Source organism: Methylophilus flavus (assembly GCF_042678905.1).
GTDB lineage: Bacteria > Pseudomonadota > Gammaproteobacteria > Burkholderiales > Methylophilaceae > Methylophilus > Methylophilus flavus.
Window position 1 is genome coordinate 30,665 of sequence record NZ_JBHTLN010000007.1, and the last position, 19,177, is coordinate 49,841.

Genomic DNA, 19,177 nt, shown 5'->3' on the forward strand with positions numbered 1-19,177 from the left:
CTTTTATTCAAGTCGAAAACTTGCGGAGTCTGAGAAATGAAATTAAAAAAATTACAGTGGTTACTGGCGTTGTCCGGGCTGGTACAAATGAGCCTGACAGCGCAGGCGGGTGTCGTCATCAGCCAGATCTATGGTGGTCAGGGCAATGTCTTTAACCAGGATTATGTGGAGCTGTTCAACAACGGCAACACTGCCGTTGATATCAGTGGCTGGTCTGTGCAGTACAGCAGCGCCACCGGTACCGGCAATTTTTCTGCCAACGGTATTACAACGCTGTCAGGTTTGTTGCAGCCAGGCCAATATTACCTGGCAGGGTTGAGAAGTGCAGCCAATGGTTCAGTATTGCCAACGCCTGATACCAGCAACAACGCCACTGATATGAGCGGCACTAACGGCAAGGTTGTGCTGGTAAATAGCAGCACAGGCCTGGCCTGTAACGGCGGTTCAACCGCTTGTAGCCCGGCACAACTGGCACAGATCGTTGATCTGGTTGGTTATGGTTCAGCTAATTTCTTTGAAGGCTCAGCGGCTTCGGCAATCAGCAGCAGTACCGCATTATTGAGAAAAAACAATGGCTGCCTGGATACCAATCAAAACGGTAGCGATTTCTCTACCGGCACACCTGCACCACGTAACAGCAGCAGTGCGGTGAATGTCTGCGGTGGCGGTATCGGTGGAAACCAGCCTATCGTCACTTCCTGCCCGGCAGTCACCCTGCAAGTAGGTGAAGCCGGTTCAGTGTTACTGCAGGCTTCTGATGTAGACAGCATCGTTAATGCAGCCACGCTTTCAGCTTCTGCACCAGCCGGTGTGGCGCTGAACAATATTGTTGCAGCCGGTAGTGATGGCCAGTCAGCCAGTGCCAGCCTGCAACTGGATGGCAGCCTGCCAGCAGGTAATTACGCAGTTGAAGTGAAGTTTGCCAATAACGAAGCGCAAACTGCGACCTGTAACGTGAACGTGACTGTGCAAAGCAGCAGCATCACCCGTATCTTCCAGATCCAGGGCAGTGGTTTAGGTGTGACTTCAGTCAGCCCGCTCAATGGTCAAACAGTCACTACCGAAGGTGTAGTGACTGCCGTGTTCCCGGGACTGAATGGTTTCTACATACAGGATGAAGCGGGCGACAATAACCCGCTGACTTCTGACGGTATTTTTGTTTACCTGGGCACCGGTGTGACGCCAACGGTCAGCAAAGGCCAGAAAGTCCGCCTGAATGCCAGCGTGACCGAATTCAACACGATCACCGAGCTGATTAACGTCAGTGGCTTGCAAGTGTTGAGCAGCAACAACGTCATCCTGCCGACAGACATCACCTTGCCGGAAGTCACCGAGGGTGACCTGGAAGCTTACGAAGGCATGCTGGTACGCATCACTACGCCAATGACCGCTTCACAGAATTACTTCCAGGGTCGTTATGGCCAGGTGACTTTGTCTGCTGAAGGCCGCATGATCAAGCCGACCAATATCCACCCGGCCAACTCAGCGGCTGCGGCACAAGCGGCTGATGATAATGCCCGCCGCCGCCTGGTACTGGATGACGGCAGCAGTGTGCAAAACCCTAACCCGATTCCCTTTATCGGCGAAGACGATACCCTGCGCGCTGGCGACATTGTGGAAAACCTGACCGGCGTGATTGATCATGGCTTGATCACTGCTTCCAACCCGGGTCCACGTGACTACAAGCTGCATCCAACCGAGCCAGTGCAATTCAGCCGTGAAAATGTGCGTACTGCAACACCCGCCAGCGTAGGTGGTAATGTCAAAGTTGCCAGCTTCAACGTGCTGAACTACTTCACAACCTTTACTAACGGCGCAACCGCCAGCGGCCAGTCCGGCCAGGGTTGCCGCCTGGGTAGCAGCGTGTCTGCCTCTAACTGCCGCGGTGCCAATAACCTGGTGGAATTCAACCGTCAGCGTAACAAGATCGTGCGTGCACTGACAGCGATCAATGCCGATGTGGTTGGCCTGATGGAAATCCAGAACAACGGAGCGACAGCAGCACAAGATCTGGTCAATGGCCTGAATGCAGTATTGGGTGCCAATACCTACGCCGTGATTGCTGACCCTGCCAACGGTACCGGTACTGATGCGATCAAGGTAGCCATGATTTACAAACCGGCTAAATTGACACCAGCCTCTGTGGCCTTGTCTGATAACAACAGCATCAATAACCGCCCAACCCTGGCACAAACGTTCCAGGCTGCCAATGGCGAGAAGTTCTCCGTGCTGGTGAATCACCTGAAATCAAAAAGCTGCTCAGATGCAGGTGGCGCAGATGCGGACCAGGGTGACGGCCAGGGTTGCTACAACTCACAACGTCTCGCACAAGCTAACCAGTTAGTGCAATTCATCCAGACCGTGAAAAATCAGGCTAATAATACGAATGTGATGGTGATTGGTGACCTGAATGCTTACGGCAAGGAAGACCCGGTGCTGGTCCTTGAAAACGCCGGTTTACAGGACCAGATTGCACGCTTCAATGACCAGGCCGGTTACTCCTATGTGTTTGATGGCGAATCCGGTTACCTGGATCACGCATTGGCAAATGCTGATCTGGCCGCGAAAGTAACGGGCACTGTGCACTGGCATATCAACGCCGATGAACCGTTTGTCATCGATTACAACACCGAGTTTAAACCGCAAGACCTTTACACAGAATCACCGTACCGTTCTTCTGACCATGATCCGGTGATCGTTGGCCTGCAACTGGTGAAATCCGTGCAAGGCTCAGCTCAGCGCGACACATTGGTAGGCACTGCGGGTGATGACGTACTGACCGGCGGTATCGGTGCTGACACCCTCACCGGTGGTGCTGGCCGCGACCTGTTCGTCTACCAGAGCCTGCGCGATGCAACTGACACCATTACTGACTTTACGCCAAACGAAGACCAGCTGGACATCCGTGAACTGCTGCAAAGCATAGGCTACCAGGGCGCACAACCGTTCGATGACGGGGTGGCACGCTGGGTCAGCGTTGCCGGCGGTACACAGTTGCAGATTTCAGCCAAGCCGCTGGTGACCTTGAGAGGGGTGACATCGGCCAACCTGAATGCCCAGCGCGACGTACGTTGGTAAGTAGCTCATAAGCCAGCGTGACCCAAGCATCACGCTGGCAAACAACAAACCATGAAATAAGCGGTTATTAAAATTTAATTTGAGAGGATTTATCATGAAAAAAATCAGTTTAATCGCAGCCTTGTTGCTATCTAGCCAAGCCAACGCGGCATTGAATGCCGGTGACATCCTGTTCACTTCATTCAACGCCGATGAAGATGGCCTGTCATTTGTGACTTTTGTTGATATCGCTGCCAACACGACGATCTACTTCAGCGATAACGAGTGGACCGGCAGTGCATTCAACACTGGCGAAAGCTACAACCAGTGGGTTTCCAGCAGTGTTGTGACCGCAGGCACTGTAGTACGTTTTGCCGAATACGACAAAGCCACTTTGTCAGCCTCAACCGGTACATTGTCCCGTGCAACAGTGAGCGGTAACAGCAACTGGGGTCTTTCCAACTCGGGTGAAACGGTCTATGCCTATGTAGGGTCTGGCGCTACCGCACCAACCACATTCCTGTCAGCCATCACTAACGGCACCTTTGCCGCGCATGGTCCGTTGACCAACACTGGCCTGACCAGCGGTGTGAACGCCATTGAACTGACTGCAAAAGCCGGTGCTTCCAGCGAGCCAGACTATGCCGAATACAACGGCGTACGTAGCGGCCTGAACAACTTTTCTGATTACAAGGCGCAAGTGGCTAATGTGAATAACTGGACTGTAGACACTGTAAACAACAGCGTTTCAGCCGGTGTAGTACCTAACACGACTGCATTCACCATTAACGCAGTGACACCAGTCCCGGAAGCTGACAGCGCAGCGATGTTGCTGGCTGGTTTGGGTGTATTGGGCCTGGTTCGCCGTCGTCAATCACGTTAATACTGAAAAAGAGTGCCGTGATTTTCGCGGCACTCCATGGAGAAGAACATGTTTAAACTGAAACAATTAACTGCATGCGTGGCACTGGCATTCACTGCCGGTGCTGCCTGGGCAGAAGGTGTCACTGTATTGCACGTAGGTGACCAGGAAAGCTGGTTGTTATCTGCACAAGGTAACTTGCGCGATGACGCTGGCCAGGCCATCTCGTTTTACGGCGGTGTGGACCGCCTGGCTTCTGTGATCAAAAATGCCGAAACAGCGGCTGTGGCGCAAAACCGCACCGTGTTGAAACTGAATGCGGGTGATGCATTCTTACCTGGCCCTAGGTTCACTGCCAGCCTGAATAATCTGGCTAGCAGCTTCAGCGATGGCGGCCAGGACTATTACGATGCGATTACCTTACGCCAGATTGGTTTTGATGCCATGGTGTTTGGTAACCACGAATTTGATCTGGGCCCGCAAGTAGCTGCCCGTTTTGCCAAAGTGTCAGGCAGTACTTACCTTTCCAGCAACCTGAACTTCAATGCCACTTCTGAATTCAGTGCATTGAAAGCCAGCGGTCAAGTAGCTCCTTCTAAAGTGATCACCACCACTGCCGGTCATAAAATCGGCCTGGTAGGTGCAACAACCCCTTTACTGCCGAATATCTCATCCCCGGGTGCGGTGAATGTGATTGGCTACGATGCCAGCAATACCGAAGCACAAAACCTGCAGGCGCTGATTCCTATTATCCAGGCTGAAGTCACGCGCCTGCGCAGCGAGCAAGGGGTGACTACCGTGATTTTGATGAGCCACCTGCAAAATGCGGCTAACGAGATCAATGTGGTGATTCCGGCGCTGACCGGTGTTGACCTGGTGTTATCCGGTGGCGGCCATGAGTTGATGGTGGACCCTGATGATGCATTGATCAATGGTGGCGTTGCTGCGACTTTCACTTCACACCCTGTCAATGCAGTGGATGCAAATGGCAAAACAGTGCCGGTATTAACCAGCCACTTCGGTAACCGTTATGTGGGTCAGGTCAATTTTACGATTGATGACAGCAACGGTAAATTTGTGGCGATTGAATCCAGCAAAATGATGCGTGTGACCGGTGCCGCTGCCGATGCAGACCGTGTCGCCGGTGATGCAACCATTAAAGCGCAAGTAGTGACACCAGTGCAGAACTATATTTCTGTGTTGAATGCACAGATCATCGGTACCACCGCAGTGAAGTTGAATGGCCCGACACATACGACTTGTGCCGCTTTGCCATGCACATTTGTAGCTGGTGTACGTAACGCTGAAACCGGCCTGGGTGACCTGGTCGCGGATGCGATGCGTTTTGCCGGTAAGACAGAAGTCGCGATCCAGAACAGTGGTGGTATCCGTACCAATATCGCTGCCGCTGGTAATGTATCTGTGGGCGATACGTTCAATATCCTGCCATTCACCAACCTGGTGAAACGCGCACCAGCGGTGAATGCCACGCAACTGAAAGATCTGCTGGAACATGGCTATGGCGACACCAGCCCGACTGGTAGAGCCAATGGCCGTTACCCGCAAGTTTCCGGTATGCAAGTCACTTATAACAGTACCAATGTTGCCAGAACGACTAAAGGTACCGGTAACCGCGTGCAACGCGTGGTGCTGGATGACGGCACTGTATTGATCGATAACGGTGTGGTGGTGAACAACAGCCGCAGCTTCTCTTTCACGACCATTGACTTCACGGCTGCAGGTGGCGACGGTTTCCCTTTCGCTGCTAACAACGTGGTATTCGAAGACAGCCCGTTCACCATTACTTACCAGGAAGCCCTGGCCAATTACATCCAGTCACCAAAAGCTGAAGGTGGCCTGGGTCGTTTGAGCAATGCCGATGGCGATGAAATCACGACCAATCTGTATGGCCTGGAAAATCAGTATGACAAGGGTGGCCGCCTGATTGACCTGGCGATTGCTACAAGTACTCCTGGCGTGACACGCACTGGCACTGCCAGCCGTGATGTGCTGGTGGGTTCTGCCGGTGATGACATCATCAACGGTGGCCTGGGTGTGGATACACTGACTGGCGGCGCAGGTAACGATGTGTTTGTCTACAACAGCATACGTGATGCTGGTGACACCATCACCGACTTTACGCCGTATGCCGACAAATTACAGTTAAGCGCATTGCTGGCTTCGCTGGGTGTTTCAGCCAATGTTGCGATTGCAGACGGCTATATCAAGCTGCTGGATGTGACAGGGGGTGTACAGGTGCTGGTGGATACCGATGGCGCCGCAGGCCCGGCTGCCGCCAAAACACTGGTCATCCTTAAAGGCCTGACCGCCAGGCAAGTGGCACCTGCCAGAGACTTTATTCTTTAATTTTTGCGATTAATTCTTTTAGAGGAACATATGATGAAATCATTGATTAAAAAAGCAGCACTGATCGCGCTTTTGAGCAGCGTGTTACCTGCACAAGCGGCCATTCAGTCCTGGCAAGTATCGGGTGCAGTGGATTCCGGTCATTACAACGGTACCACTTACCAGGGCCAGTTCAGTTTTGATGATGCAGGCCTGCTGTCTTCAGGGACTGAACTGCTCAACCTTAGCAGCCTGCAATTCAACTTTGGCAGCACATTGTTTGATCTGGGTACAGCAGCACTAGCGCCAGCTACTGCAGTATTCCAGGATGGCGTGTTTACCGGTATCGAATGGTCTGTAGATGCGACTAACCCGGCGATCGGTTTCAGCCTGGTGGCTGGTTGGTCAGATAGCAGCGATGCCTTCTTTGCCTACGATACTTCACTGGGTTTGTCCGGTGCTGGCAACCTGACGTATACACTTTCCGCCGTGCCAGAGCCTACACAGTCCGGCATGATCCTGATCGGCCTGGGCCTGATGGGTTACATTGCAGCTCGCCGCCAGCCAAAATAAACGGTTTAACGTACTTTTACCCAGACCTGTTTAACAGGCATAAACGCTCACTCCAGCCCGGTTTTGCCGGGCTGTTTTTTTATGAAAATAAAAAAACTAGTCCGCCTAGTCCTATCTTAATTTCTCTGCCACATTCGCTATATAGACTTGCACCTCGAATTAACTCGACTGTGATGGATATGAAGAAGTCTACCCTTGGTTTGATCGCCAGCCTCTGTTTAATGACCCTTGCTTTACCAGTGCAGGCTGCCTGGAATGCAGACTGGGCCACACAACAAAAAATCACCATAGACACGGCCAATGTGAAAGAGGCAGTAAACCAGGCACCGGTGCTGGTGCGCCTGCATTCCGGTAATTTTGACTTCACCGGCGCCAACGTAGATGGTTCGGACATCCGCTTTATTGCAGCCGATGACAAAACTGAACTCAAATTCTCCCTTGAAAAATATGATGCGGTGAATGAGCTGGGTGTGGCCTGGGTAGTGTTGCCGCAATTGTCATCTGCCAACAAAGACCTGGCGATCAGCTTGTACACCGGCAATGAAGGAGCCAAGACCGCCAGCGATGCACAAGTACTGAATGACCCGGCCCTGGTGGCACGTTTTGCTTTCTCGGAAAATGCTTTGCTGAAAGATAGCGGCCCCAGCCAGCTAACAGCCAGCGGCAATGCGACCCAGCAAAAAGCCGGGCTGATTGCCGAGAGCGCAGTACTTAATAATAGTCCGCTGACGATTACCCTGCCAGCCGCACCGCAGTTAGCAAATGGTGCGACCTGGTCAGTCTGGTTGAAAACGGCTAGCTTGCCACAAACCGCTGAGGTGTTTAAAAGTGGCAATGTCAGCCTGAAGTTGAACGGCAATACCATGGCATTGCAAGCCGGTACAGCTTCTGCGGCTGGCGGTGAGTTGAAGCCTGGCCAATGGCAGCATATCGCACTGGTATTCCAGGGCGGCCAGGCCATTCTTTATATCAATGGGCTATCTGTAGGCCAGGCGGCCGCCAGTGATGCACAAGCTGCCGCTACCTTGACGGTTGGTGCGGCGCTGAATGCCGAGATCGATGAATTACAACTGGCATCTACCGCACGTAGCGCTGCCTGGCTTGGTCTGGTAGCGCAATCGCAAGGCGCGGATGCCAAGCTGGTTGTGGTCACTCCGGCTGGTGAAGGCGAGGCTGAAGAGGGCGGTGAAGCCAATTATATGGGCATCCTGATCGACAGCCTGACGGTCGATGCCAAAGTGGTGATCGGCATTCTGGCCGTGATGTTTGTGATCAGTGTGTGGGTGATGTTCAGCAAGGCCCGTCTGGTGACCATTACAGACAAAGACAATGCGCTGTTCCTCAAGCGCTTCCAGCAGGCTTCTACCCAGGATTTACTGAACCTGGACAAGACTGGCGCTTACAAAAATTCCAACCTGTTTGGCCTGTATAAAGCCGGTCTGCGCGAAATCAAGAAACGTGAGCACGACGGCAAAGTGTCACTGGGTGGTGCTTCTATCGATGCGATTAAAGCCGCAGTGGATGCCGACCTGGTACGTGAAACCCAGCGCATGAACAGCATGATGGTGTTACTGACCATCGCGATTTCCGGTGGCCCTTTCCTCGGCCTGCTGGGTACGGTGGTGGGTGTGATGATCACCTTTGCCGCGATTGCTGCCGCGGGTGACGTGAACGTCAACGCGATTGCGCCGGGTATTGCGGCTGCGTTGTTAGCCACTGTCGCCGGTCTCGGTGTGGCGATCCCCGCGCTGTTTGGCTATAACTACCTGGCCAGCCGTGTGAAAAACATCACCATCGCCATGCAGATTTTCGTCGATGAATTCATTACCCGTACCGCTGAACTGTACGGTAAGGAATAAGGCAGCGCGATGTCAGAAGGCGTCAAGGAAGAGAACCAGCTTTACGATGAAATCAACATTACGCCCATGCTGGACCTGGCGTATGTGTTGCTGGTGATTTTTATCATCATGACCACCGCTTCAGTGCAGGGCGTCAAAGTGGAAATGCCGCATACCGTCAACTCTGCCGCACTGGCCAAACCGCAAATGCGCGCAATTACCGTGACCAGTGATGGCAGTGTCTACCTGGATGCTTTTCCGGTCGATATGGCGCAGCTGGAACAGCGTCTGGCGGAATACAAAGGCAGCAATCCTGAACTGCCCGTCGTCCTCAAAGGCGATGCCGCCGCGCATTATGAAAAAATCTCAGAAGTGCTGGAGATCTGTAAACGCCTGGATATCACTGAAGTAGGCCTGGTCACCAAAAAGGTTGTGGAATAAGCATGCAAGTTCAAAACGACGCACAACCCTACGACACCATCAACATCACGCCTATGCTGGACCTGGCTTATGTGCTGCTGGTGATTTTTATCCTGATGACCACGGCAGGCGTACAGGGGCTGACCATGAATCTGCCCAAGCCTTCCAACAAGCCGAGTACCGAGAAACACGAACTCAAGATCGTGCAGGTACAGCAGGGTGGCACGCTGACCATTAACGGTGTCGGTGTGAATATGGCCGAGCTGGAAACCCAGTTAAACCAGGCCAAAGCCATGGATCCCAAGGTCAACATCATGATCAAGGGCCAGGCACAAGCACCTTACGCAGGTGTGATTTCAGTGATTGACCTGGTCAACCGGCTGCAAATCGAAAATGTCGGCCTGGTCACGGGCAAGATCGGGACTTAAGCGATGGATTTACAAGAAATGGATTCCATGGGCGACCCGGTGCAGGCTTCTGCGGCACGCATATGGATAACGCGCATCGCCATTCTGTTGCTGATCCTGGCCGTACTTGCCGGCATCGGCTATGGCATTAAAAAACTGCTGGGCGGTGGGCCGACCCATAAAAAACAGATCACCACGGTGAAGTTGTTACCGGACACCCCGCCACCTCCGCCACCGCCACCGCCGAAAGAGCCGCCTAAGGAAACGCCAAAAGAGCAGCCGAAGGAGGCGCCAAAGGAACCGGAGCCTAAGCCGGCCGAAACGCCACCTGCCGAGACCCTGAAAATGGAAGGTGCTGCCGGTGACGGGCCTAGTCCGTTCCAGTCCGGGGCCGTCAATAACGAATACAAAGGTGGCGCGGTAGCGACCATAGGCTCCGATGGCGGCGTCAAATACCGCTGGTATGCCGGACTGGTGAAGTCGCAGATCGAGCGTGCGATTGAGCGGGACAAAAAACTGACCCAGGGCCAATACAAGATCGTGGTCAGCGTCTGGTTAAAGCCTAACGGCCAGTTTGAAAGATTGTCCGTTGACCAGTCTGATACCACGCCAGAAATCGAACAAGGGATACGTGAAGCCCTGAATGATTTGCCGGCCATGCAGGACAGCCCGCCTGAAAATATGCCGATGCCTATCCGCCTGCGGATATCGGCAAAGAAAATGGGCTAATTCATGAATACACATTACCAATGTGCCAAACCAAAACACTGTGAGTGAGGATATGCAGACTCTCAATACCCCTTTAAAAAGAACGACCGTTGCCGTTTGGCTGTTTACCCAGTTACTGGCAACAGGGAGTGCGCATGCGGATGAGCGCGAGTCACTGGAACAGCTGCGCGCTACAACGACTAACCTGATCGAATTACTGGTGCAGGAGGGCGTGTTATCCAAACAGAAAGCCGATACCCTGTTACAGAAAGCGGCTGCCGATGCCAAAGCGAGCCAGGAGGCCCATCAAGCCAGCCAGCAAGCCGGATTGAGTGATGACGTGAAAAACGAAGTCAACAAGGCCATGGATGAAAAGACTGTACGTGTGCAGTATATTCCGCAGCATGTGAAGCAAGCCATGCGTGAAGAGATTGAACATAACGTCATGGAAAAGCTGAATTATAAAGCCGGTGAACGCCTGGGCGTACCGGAGTGGATAGACCGGATCAGTTTCCACGGTGACATCCGTTTGCGTGGGCAGGCCGACAGGTTTGCTGACGAAAATGAGGATTTCGTCGAGCTAAACGATGATTTGACGCGCAGCATGAACCTGAATAACTCTAGTGAAGAACGGCGCCGTGCCAGGGTGCGCGCACGCCTGGCTGCTGATGTACATATCAATGACTGGTTGTCCGGCGGGCTGCAGTTTGTGACAGGGTTATTGAATACGCCGGTCACTCCCAACCAGACAGAGGGTATGTCGCAAGGCAAATACCAGTTCGCGCTGGATCGCGCATTCTTGCAAGCCAAGCCTGCTGAATGGGCGACTGTCACGGGTGGTCGTTTTGCCAACCCGTTTATGTATACCGATATGTTGTGGGACCCTGATCTTGCTTTTGACGGGGTGACAGCCACATTCACACCCAAGATCAATGACCGGTTGACTTCATTTACCACAGTGGGGGCATTCCCGCTTGAAGAGGTTGAGTCTTCATCCCTCAATAAAGCAAAAGACAAATGGCTGTATTCCGTGCAAACCGGCCTGAAATGGACTGCCCCTAACAAGTCTTCTGTCAAAATGGCTTTAGCCTATCATGACTTCAAGAATGTGGAAGGGCAGCTTAATACAGTGGGATTGAATGACTTTGACGGGACTGCACCTGCCTGGCGTCAGCGCGGTAACAATACTTTTGATATTAATACCAACAACAGCGGTACTCCTGGTCAGGGCACCATCATCGGCCTGGCCTCCAAGTTCGAGTTGATCAATTTCATGGCACAGGTGGACCTGATGAATTTCGACCCTGTACATGTGACGTTTACTGGTGATTATGTGAAGAATATCGGGTTTAACCAGAACGAAGTTCTGCAGCGTACTGGCAATCTGTACAAAAAAGAAAATGAAGGCTACAACTTCAGGGTTGATGTAGGTAATAGCAGTTTCCTCGGGCCTTATGTACAAAATGTAAACGCACATGAATGGCAAGTATCGTTGGGCTACAAATATCTTGAGGCAGATGCTGTCATGGATGGGTTTACCGATTCCAACTTCAGGCTGGGAGGTACCGATGCCAAAGGCTGGTATGTATACAGTAACTATGCGATTGATAAAAATGCCTGGATCAGCGGGCGTTACATGAGCGCAGATACCATCAGCGGCAAGCCTTTCTCGGTGGATGTGCTGTTGATTGACCTGAATGCAAGATTCTAGGAGAAGCGTATGAAGCGCATTTCATCTATCATCTTAACGATTGTGCTGATTGGGCTGCACGTTTCTGCCATCGCTGCGGAAAAACAAGACAAGGCGGCCAGGCGTGCCAACATCCTGATGCAGAAGATGAAACAGGACATGGAAGCGGAAAAAAGCGCCATGCAAACGCAATTCGAGCAGGAAAAGAAAAGTATCTCTGACGCACTGAACCAGGCACAGAGTACCCAGCGCTCACATTCAGCACAGTTGCAGGGGCAGACTAAACGTAACCAGCAGTTGCAATCAGAGAAACAGGAGCTCGGAGAGGAAAAAGCTGCCCTGGCTGCCCAGTTACAGCAACTACAGTCACAACTGGCTGACCAGGTACAGCGGCTGGAAGCAACCGAGCAGCAACTTAAACTGGCTAAAGCTGATCTGGATGTCAATGATACGCAGCGCAAGAAACTGGTTGCCAATGCCAGTAATTCACATCAGAAACTGGTTTCCTGTGAAGAGAAAAATAGCCGCCTGTTTGCTTATGGCAATGACCTGGTCGGTTTGTATGCCGATGCGAGTACTTACCAGAGAATCATGCGCGCCGAGCCGTTTTTCCAGTTGAAGCGGGTTGAGCTGGAAAATATCCTGCAGGATAAACGCTCGCAGCTGATTGAAAATAAAGTTGATACAATAGCGACGCCCTGATCCTGTTTCCAGGTCGGCGTCCTGGTTATTTTAAGTATTGGCTAAAGTATGTTTCCCCGACTGCTCTCATTTTTTACGCTGCATGAGCGTGCCCGGATTTATCCGTTTATCGGTTTTATCCTGTTGCTCGCCTGCGAACCTTTGCTTGCCTCGGGTCTTACCTGGCTAGGGCTGGGTACACAGCCGACCTACCTGTTACGCACACTGGCAGCTGTCGCCTTCCTTCTTTATTACCATCACCATTATGTTGAGTTTTCGGTGGCGCCAACTTTACAGCAGGTTGTCATCTCCATCCTGAGCGGGCTGCTGGTATTTGCTATATGGATATTGCCTTATCCTGAATGGATGGGCGGCTACATTGCGGGTGATGGTAAAGCCTTGCCTATGGACGATATGGCAGATATCTTCTGGCTGATTTGTCGCTGGAGCGGTTCTGCGCTGGTGGTGCCTGTCATCGAAGAACTGTTCTGGCGCTCGTATCTAATGCGCAGGCTCGAACATCCTGAATTTATGTCAGTCTCACCAGCCCAAGTGGGTACTTATGCAGTGATGGTAAGTAGCGTATTATTTGCCATCGAACATCAGCTCTGGTTTGCAGGGCTAGTGGCCGGACTGGTATATGCCTGGTTATACCGTCGATTCAAGGTGCTCTGGATACCTGTATTCGCGCATATGGTGACCAATGCCGTGCTGGGCGCATGGGTGGTGGCTAGTGGGCAGTGGCAATACTGGTAATTGAGTGTGGTAACATACATTGTGAATAATAGAGCATACCAAAGCTCAGGTGACGCCCAGAAAACATACCTGGCGAGCTATAGCATAAGCACAATTTAGATGAATTTAATTAAAGGGTGATGATGAAAAAAATTGCATTAATCGTACCGGCACTGATGCTGGTCATGGCAGGTTGCAGCAAGCACGAAGAATCCGCCAAAGGCTCCACGCAGGTGGTTGCCAAGGTGAATGGTGATGAAATCACCGTGCATCAGCTGAATTTCGCACTTTCCAAGGCGGGCAAGATCGACCAGGCGCAACTGAAGCCGGCTTCAGAAAAAGTCCTGCAACAAATGGTGGATATCGAACTGCTCAAGCAAAAGGCACTGGATGCCAAGCTTGACCGTGATCCTAATGTGTTGCAGGTGCTGGAAGCCACCAGACAACAGCTGTTAGCGCAAGCCTACATGCAAAAAGTGGCTGCCAAACAAGCCGCGCCATCCACTGATGACATCAAGAAATTCTATGATACGCACCCTGAACTGTTCAGCGAGCGCAATGTGTATGTGATTCAGGAGTTTGTGGTAAAAGACGGCAACCAGCATGCCAGCGAGATTGAAGCGGGTATCAGTGCTGCCAAAACTGCAGATGACCTCGGTAAATGGCTGAAAGACAATAACTATGTCTTTAATGCCAATGCCAGCAGAAAAGCCGCAGAACAATTACCGCTTGATCTGTTGAAGAAACTGAACACGCTCAAAGCGGGTGATACGCTGATCGTCAGAGGCCCTGATGCACTGGTGCTGCTGTTCCTGGCTAAAGTGGACAGGCAACCTGTGGATGTGGAAAAAGCCAAGCCGGTGATCCAGCAATACCTGGTGAATTCCGGTCAGCAGACCCTGATTAAAAATGAAGTGGCCGCTTTACGCAAAGAAGCTAAAGTCGAATTCTTTGGCGATTTCTCGAAATTGACATTGAATAACAGCGAGTCAACAGTACCAGCATCAGCCACACCGGCTGCCGCCAAAACTGAAGCGCCAGCTGTATTGCCCGCCGCGCCAGCAGAGGCAGCGCCTCAGTCTGGTCATGACAGGGCGATTGAAAAAGGCCTTTCCGGTTTGTAATTGTTTATCAGCAATGAACAAAGCCCCGGGGATACCGGGGCTTTTTTTATGTCAGTGATGGTTTGATTAAACCAGATGTGGTCTGAGTAAAGCAAGTGCTTGAACCAGCCTAATGCTGATGTTTCCTGCGCCATCTTAGCCAGCCGGCAAAGGCTAATAAGGCAGGCAAACCAAACTGGAAACTATTGAACAGCACCATCAACCAGGTCTGTTGGGATGGCAGCAGAATGACACTATCGCGTAACGGCGCGACCGGCAAAGTGATACTCGGCTGGTTGTTGACCACCCATTGCAGGGTCTGCATGCTAAACGCCAGATTGCCGCCTCTTTGTTGCTGGACATTGCTGAAAAATCCGCTGCTGCCAATCACCACAATTCTTTGCAGTTCACCAGAAGCCTGTGTTTTCTCCAGCGCCAGCGCAATGGTGGCTGGTCCCTGGCTATCTGTTTGCGCGTTGAAAGCTGGCAGTTTTTCTGGCTGTTCAATGCGGTAGGCGCTACTGGCCCAACCGCGTTCTGCGGCGGCGACCAGTGGCATGGTGCGCCATGGGTCTTCAGGCTGCCGGTAACGTACGATGGCATGTGCCTGGTCAAAAAAAGTGCGCAGGGAGAATTCCTGTGTCGGCCCTTGCCCTGAATAACGTTGTGTACTCAGGGCATGTAATGGGATATCGAACTGATGGTTGGCCGGGTCTATCACCATCCCTTTGCTGATATTCAACCCCAGGGTTTCTGCCAGTCCCTCCAGGTTCTGTCTGGCCGGATTGTCTACCAGCCACACCAGGTTGCCGCCTTTGCTGATATGCGTCTGGATGGCTTGCAGTTGATTCTGTGAGTATGGGTGTGTTGCGCCTGCGAGTACCAGCGTAGGCAGTTTTTTATCAGCCTTGGAATAATGTTCCACATGAGAGTTGCTGACCACCTGTAGCCCGGCAGCCTGCATAGCTTCTGCCAGATGACTGGCACCATTGCCCGCGCTGCTATCCAATGCCGTTTCGCCCAGTCCGGTCGAGAACAGCAAAGGCGCTCGTTCACCATGTTGTAGTTGCAGCAACACGTTGGTAAATGCCTCTTCGGTATAAGGCAGGTACATGCGTTTTTGTTGTCCGCGATAGCGGATGATCATTTCGCCTTCTTTTTTAATGTGCTGTTCGCGCGCCAGCGTGGGTGAAATGGATGGGTCTATAAACTGCAAATGCATCTCGGGGTGCACATGCTGGTAACGTTGCACCAGCGCCAGAATGGATTTCCTGAAGTAGCGGCCTTTAAACGGCGTGTTGCTGCAGAAAGCAGTCACTTCAATTGCTGAGGGTAATGTCCGCAATACCTCAAGGCTGGCGTTGGATAAGGTATTGCGCTGATTGTTGGTGTGGTCAGTGATGATATTGAAGTGCCAGGCCAGCATGCCTAGCGCCAGCGTCACCAGCAACAGCCCCGGTACTACTAACCGGTGTTGCCACAACTCAGCCGCAAGTGACAGCCACTGCCTGGATGATCTGGGAATTTTTGAGTTAGCCATATAGTCGGTCAGCATGTAAACGGCGAATAGACAGCAGCACAAAGAACGCCGAAAACAGCACGAAGAATAAAACGTCGTAACTGTTCAGCATGCCCAGTGCGAACTGGCGGTAGTGCTGCATCAGTGAAAAGTCGTGGAACATGACCTGGTTGTTGTCAGCAAAAAACTTGTCCAGCAACAAGCAGACGGTCAGCGCAGCCAGGCTGCCGAACGCGGCCAGAATCGGGTTGGCGGTCAGGCAGGAGACATACAGGCCTAGCGCACTGCTGGCGGTCACTAATAGCCATAATCCCAGCGCGTGCGTGAGCAGGTAAGGGAGATCGATTTCTGCCCACGGCAACATCATGGCGATCATCACCACCATGGTCCCTATCAACAGGCTGAGGTAACTGACAATACCGAGCAGCTTGCCCAGGATCAGCTCGCTCATAGACAAGGGCGAACTCATGAGCAAGGCCATAGTCTGGTTTTTTCGCTCTTCACTGATCAGTTTCATGCTGACCAGCGGCACTACGAACAGCATGAGCACAGCCGCCACGCCAAACACGCCTTCGGCCATAAACTGCGTGATGCCTATCTTCTGCACCTGCCATTGCGCACTTTGCATGATTTCAAAGTACTGGTTAAAACTTAAACTATAGTAGGTGCCGACGATGGCCTGGAAAATAGCCAGTACCAGCCAGCCCATAGGCGTGGCAAACAGGCTGCGGAGTTCTTTACGGGCAATAATCAGGATCATGCAGGACTTTCCGGAGACTGGCGTTATAGGCCTTTGATAATGCCGAAGCGCACTGCGATGTGCACCAGCTGGCCGGTCGTTTCTACCCCCAGTTTCTGGCGCACACTGGTCTGGATATTGGCCACGGTTTTATAGCCTATGTGCATGCCTTTGGCGATCGCCGCCAATGCCTCGCCCTGGGCAATACGGCGGAACACTTCGAATTCACGCGGCGACAGTTTCTGGATCGGGTTTTCCTGGCTTTCCAGGTGGTACATGGACAGGTTTTGAGCCAGCTCATTGTTGATAAAGCGTCCGCCGCGCAGTATTTTTTGCACGGCTTCCATCACCACTTCCGGCGGTTCGGTTTTGGTCACATAACCGCGGGCACCGGCCTGGATGGCGCGCGTGGCATAGATGCAGTCATCATGCATGCTGAATACGAGTACGCGCATTTGCGGCTTGCGATGCAAAATACGTTTGAGTGTCTCCAGCCCGCCTATGCCCGGCATGTCCAGATCCAGGATCAACAGCTCGGGGTGATGTTTTTCGACCAGTAAACAGGCTTCCTCACCATTCAGGGCGTCGGTGGTCACCTGATGGTTGGCCTGCTCAAGCAATGTGCGTAGACCTTGTCTGAGCATGGCGTGGTCATCAGCAATCATTACTTTTGCCATAAATCCTATCCTTTACTTCTTGTTCGCAAACGTGATGTTCACACATTTGTCATTGGCAAATGTCAGCTCGGCGGTGTTGAAATACTTGTTTGGCGCGTACTGGATTTTGCCGCGGTAATACCACATCTCGACATTGTCGCCATTGCCTGAAACCGCCTGTCCTTTTTCCTGCAGGATCTGGTCGGCATTATGCGGTTTGACGGCGCTTTCCTTTTTCACCGGTTTACCCAGGTTCTCTTCTACATAGTCGCGTGATTTGCCGCTGTAGGCCTCAAGAAAAGGGCGCTCTTCCGTGTTCAGGTCTTTGGCTGGCAGAGTTAGCGGGAAAGCCAATGCGATCAAGGCTAGCCATTTACGATGTTGCATAATCATTTACTCCTGATGCTGAGGGTGAAAGGGATGTCCGGGGCAGCTTTTTTCGCTGCTCCTCCTGTAAGGGGATCAGTCCGGTAATCATGGTGCCCGCTTGCAAACCGCTCATCAGCTTGAAGCTTCCCTGCTGCGACTCTATACGCTCGCGCATGCCTACCAGCCCCACGCCTTCGGTAGATTGCGTGGTATCCATACCCAGGCCATTGTCGCGTATCTCGATTTGCAGCAAGGAGGCACCCTGTCTTGTGACGATATGGATATCCACCCAGATTTCACTGGCTTGTGCGTGGCGCGTGATATTGGTCAGGGCCTCTTGCACGACGCGGAACGCCACGATGTTGATATCTTCATGCAACACCCGGTCACTGGTATCCAATTGCAGATGGCACTCCACTTTGGGATTGAGTTTTTGCCAGTCGTTGACCAGTCTTTCTACCGCGCCTATCAACCCCAGGGAGTCAAGCGCGGGTGGCCGCAGATGTTTGATCAGTACACGTATGGATTGTTGTACATGTTGTGTATTGGAAGCGATCCTGACCGCGATGACATTGGCCTGGGCAGGCGTGCTTTTTTGCAGGGCCAGTGCATCCATTCGGATAGCCGTCAGATACTGGCCGGTTTCATCATGGATTTCGCTGGCGATGTATTTTCGTTCCTGCTCCTGCACCTGCATGGCATGACGCGCCAGTACGCGGTTTTCTTTTAAGGTACGCTCCAGGTCCAGCTCCACCAGGCATTGCTCTGTCATATCCACCAGGTAGCCATGTATCTGGGCGCTGTTGTTTTTTTCTGCCGGTACATAAACAAACCTTGCTCCGACATAGCATGGCAAACTGTCCGGCCTGCAGATGTGCAGCTTGTTGAAATTGATTTCGCGGTGATGTTGCAGTTGTGTCACAAACTCGGGCCAGTCGAAATCAAACAGCTTCCTGGCATTGCGTTCGCTGTTCTGCGGCCGGCAGATACGATCAAAGGCGCGGTTATGCATACCGATATTGCCATTCGTATCCAGCACCACGTTGCCGGTCAGGTCGCCATCAAACAGGGTTTTATAGAGCTGCTGGCTACTCAGTAACTGCGCTTCGGTTAACTGGCGGCGCTCAATTTCGGCATGAATCTCACGGATGCGACGCTGGCTGAACCAGGCGCTGAACAATACAAACACAAACAATGTCAGCGGGACTTCATCCAGCTGTGCATATTCATAAGTCAGTAACCAGGCAGTGACATGCTCGGCCAGGTCGAACTCGGATGAAAGCGCAAACGTAAGCGCCACGCCCGTCATCACAATGAGCGTGTCCTGGCCGGAGCGGCCTAATTTGCCAAATTTTTGAATAACAGCAATCACAGGGTAGACCAGTTAGTAAGGATGCATGAGTGAAGCGATGCTTCAGGAAACTTAAGAAGGACCAGGCATCGCCGACCCGTTTAATTCACCGCGACTTGAATT

General features: G+C 52.3%; 17 protein-coding genes. 12 read left to right on the forward strand and 5 right to left on the reverse strand.

The window, feature by feature from the left end; all coding sequences use genetic code 11:
• The first annotated feature begins 36 nt into the window (after positions 1 to 36).
• The 12 genes from ACFQ2T_RS13390 to ACFQ2T_RS13445 all read left to right on the forward strand — a co-directional run bounded on the left by ACFQ2T_RS13390 (position 37) and on the right by ACFQ2T_RS13445 (position 14,441).
• Positions 37 to 3,078 (forward strand): ExeM/NucH family extracellular endonuclease, encoded by a 3,042-nt coding sequence (locus ACFQ2T_RS13390; RefSeq protein ID WP_379035265.1) that lies wholly within the window; start codon positions 37 to 39, stop codon positions 3,076 to 3,078.
• Between the two features lie 94 nt (positions 3,079 to 3,172).
• The gene (locus ACFQ2T_RS13395; protein ID WP_379035267.1) at positions 3,173 to 3,940 is read left to right on the forward strand and encodes a PEP-CTERM sorting domain-containing protein; all 768 of its coding nucleotides are present in this window, start codon (positions 3,173 to 3,175) and stop codon (positions 3,938 to 3,940) included.
• A 48-nt stretch (positions 3,941 to 3,988) separates the two neighbouring features.
• Positions 3,989 to 6,286 (forward strand): 5'-nucleotidase C-terminal domain-containing protein, encoded by a 2,298-nt coding sequence (locus ACFQ2T_RS13400; RefSeq protein ID WP_379035269.1) that lies wholly within the window; start codon positions 3,989 to 3,991, stop codon positions 6,284 to 6,286.
• A gap of 30 nt (positions 6,287 to 6,316) precedes the next feature.
• Complete coding sequence (locus ACFQ2T_RS13405) at positions 6,317 to 6,838, forward strand: PEP-CTERM sorting domain-containing protein (protein WP_379035271.1); 522 nt, start codon at positions 6,317 to 6,319, stop codon at positions 6,836 to 6,838.
• Between the two features lie 179 nt (positions 6,839 to 7,017).
• Entirely contained in the window at positions 7,018 to 8,697 is a 1,680-nt protein-coding gene (locus tag ACFQ2T_RS13410; protein ID WP_379035274.1) for a DUF2341 domain-containing protein, read from the forward strand.
• Positions 8,698 to 8,706: 9 nt separating this feature from the next.
• Complete coding sequence (locus ACFQ2T_RS13415) at positions 8,707 to 9,117, forward strand: ExbD/TolR family protein (protein WP_379035276.1); 411 nt, start codon at positions 8,707 to 8,709, stop codon at positions 9,115 to 9,117.
• Between the two features lie 2 nt (positions 9,118 to 9,119).
• Positions 9,120 to 9,524 (forward strand): ExbD/TolR family protein, encoded by a 405-nt coding sequence (locus tag ACFQ2T_RS13420; protein ID WP_379035278.1) that lies wholly within the window; start codon positions 9,120 to 9,122, stop codon positions 9,522 to 9,524.
• Positions 9,525 to 9,527: 3 nt separating this feature from the next.
• The gene (locus tag ACFQ2T_RS13425; RefSeq protein WP_379035280.1) at positions 9,528 to 10,232 is read left to right on the forward strand and encodes a TonB C-terminal domain-containing protein; all 705 of its coding nucleotides are present in this window, start codon (positions 9,528 to 9,530) and stop codon (positions 10,230 to 10,232) included.
• A gap of 52 nt (positions 10,233 to 10,284) precedes the next feature.
• On the forward strand, positions 10,285 to 11,922 hold the full coding sequence (locus ACFQ2T_RS13430; protein WP_379035282.1) for a putative porin: 1,638 nt from the start codon (positions 10,285 to 10,287) through the stop codon (positions 11,920 to 11,922).
• Between the two features lie 9 nt (positions 11,923 to 11,931).
• Positions 11,932 to 12,603 (forward strand): hypothetical protein, encoded by a 672-nt coding sequence (locus ACFQ2T_RS13435; protein ID WP_379035284.1) that lies wholly within the window; start codon positions 11,932 to 11,934, stop codon positions 12,601 to 12,603.
• Between the two features lie 48 nt (positions 12,604 to 12,651).
• A complete protein-coding gene (locus ACFQ2T_RS13440) occupies positions 12,652 to 13,338 on the forward strand; it encodes a CAAX prenyl protease-related protein (protein ID WP_379035286.1) in 687 nt (228 codons plus the stop codon).
• A 122-nt stretch (positions 13,339 to 13,460) separates the two neighbouring features.
• A complete protein-coding gene (locus ACFQ2T_RS13445; protein ID WP_379035288.1) occupies positions 13,461 to 14,441 on the forward strand; it encodes an EpsD family peptidyl-prolyl cis-trans isomerase in 981 nt (326 codons plus the stop codon).
• A gap of 109 nt (positions 14,442 to 14,550) precedes the next feature.
• On the opposite strand, the gene ACFQ2T_RS13450 is transcribed toward ACFQ2T_RS13445, so the two are convergent.
• Genes ACFQ2T_RS13450 through ACFQ2T_RS13470 form a run of 5 tightly spaced genes read right to left on the reverse strand, consistent with a single transcriptional unit; the run spans position 14,551 to position 19,075 of the window.
• Positions 14,551 to 15,960 carry a DUF4350 domain-containing protein gene (locus ACFQ2T_RS13450; RefSeq protein ID WP_379035290.1) on the reverse strand — a complete coding sequence of 470 codons (1,410 nt, stop codon included), beginning with the start codon at positions 15,958 to 15,960 and terminating at the stop codon, positions 14,551 to 14,553.
• Positions 15,953 to 16,699: an ABC transporter permease gene (locus tag ACFQ2T_RS13455; RefSeq protein ID WP_379035292.1), complete on the reverse strand. Its 747-nt coding sequence runs from the start codon at positions 16,697 to 16,699 to the stop codon at positions 15,953 to 15,955. Before ACFQ2T_RS13455 ends, ACFQ2T_RS13450 begins: the two co-directional genes overlap by 8 nt.
• A gap of 23 nt (positions 16,700 to 16,722) precedes the next feature.
• Positions 16,723 to 17,355 carry a response regulator transcription factor gene (locus ACFQ2T_RS13460; protein WP_379035294.1) on the reverse strand — a complete coding sequence of 211 codons (633 nt, stop codon included), beginning with the start codon at positions 17,353 to 17,355 and terminating at the stop codon, positions 16,723 to 16,725.
• Between the two features lie 12 nt (positions 17,356 to 17,367).
• Complete coding sequence (locus ACFQ2T_RS13465; protein WP_379035296.1) at positions 17,368 to 17,721, reverse strand: hypothetical protein; 354 nt, start codon at positions 17,719 to 17,721, stop codon at positions 17,368 to 17,370.
• Positions 17,708 to 19,075 carry a histidine kinase gene (locus tag ACFQ2T_RS13470; RefSeq protein ID WP_379035298.1) on the reverse strand — a complete coding sequence of 456 codons (1,368 nt, stop codon included), beginning with the start codon at positions 19,073 to 19,075 and terminating at the stop codon, positions 17,708 to 17,710. The genes ACFQ2T_RS13465 and ACFQ2T_RS13470 overlap by 14 nt, the downstream gene beginning before the upstream one ends.
• Between the last annotated feature and the right edge of the window lie 102 nt (positions 19,076 to 19,177).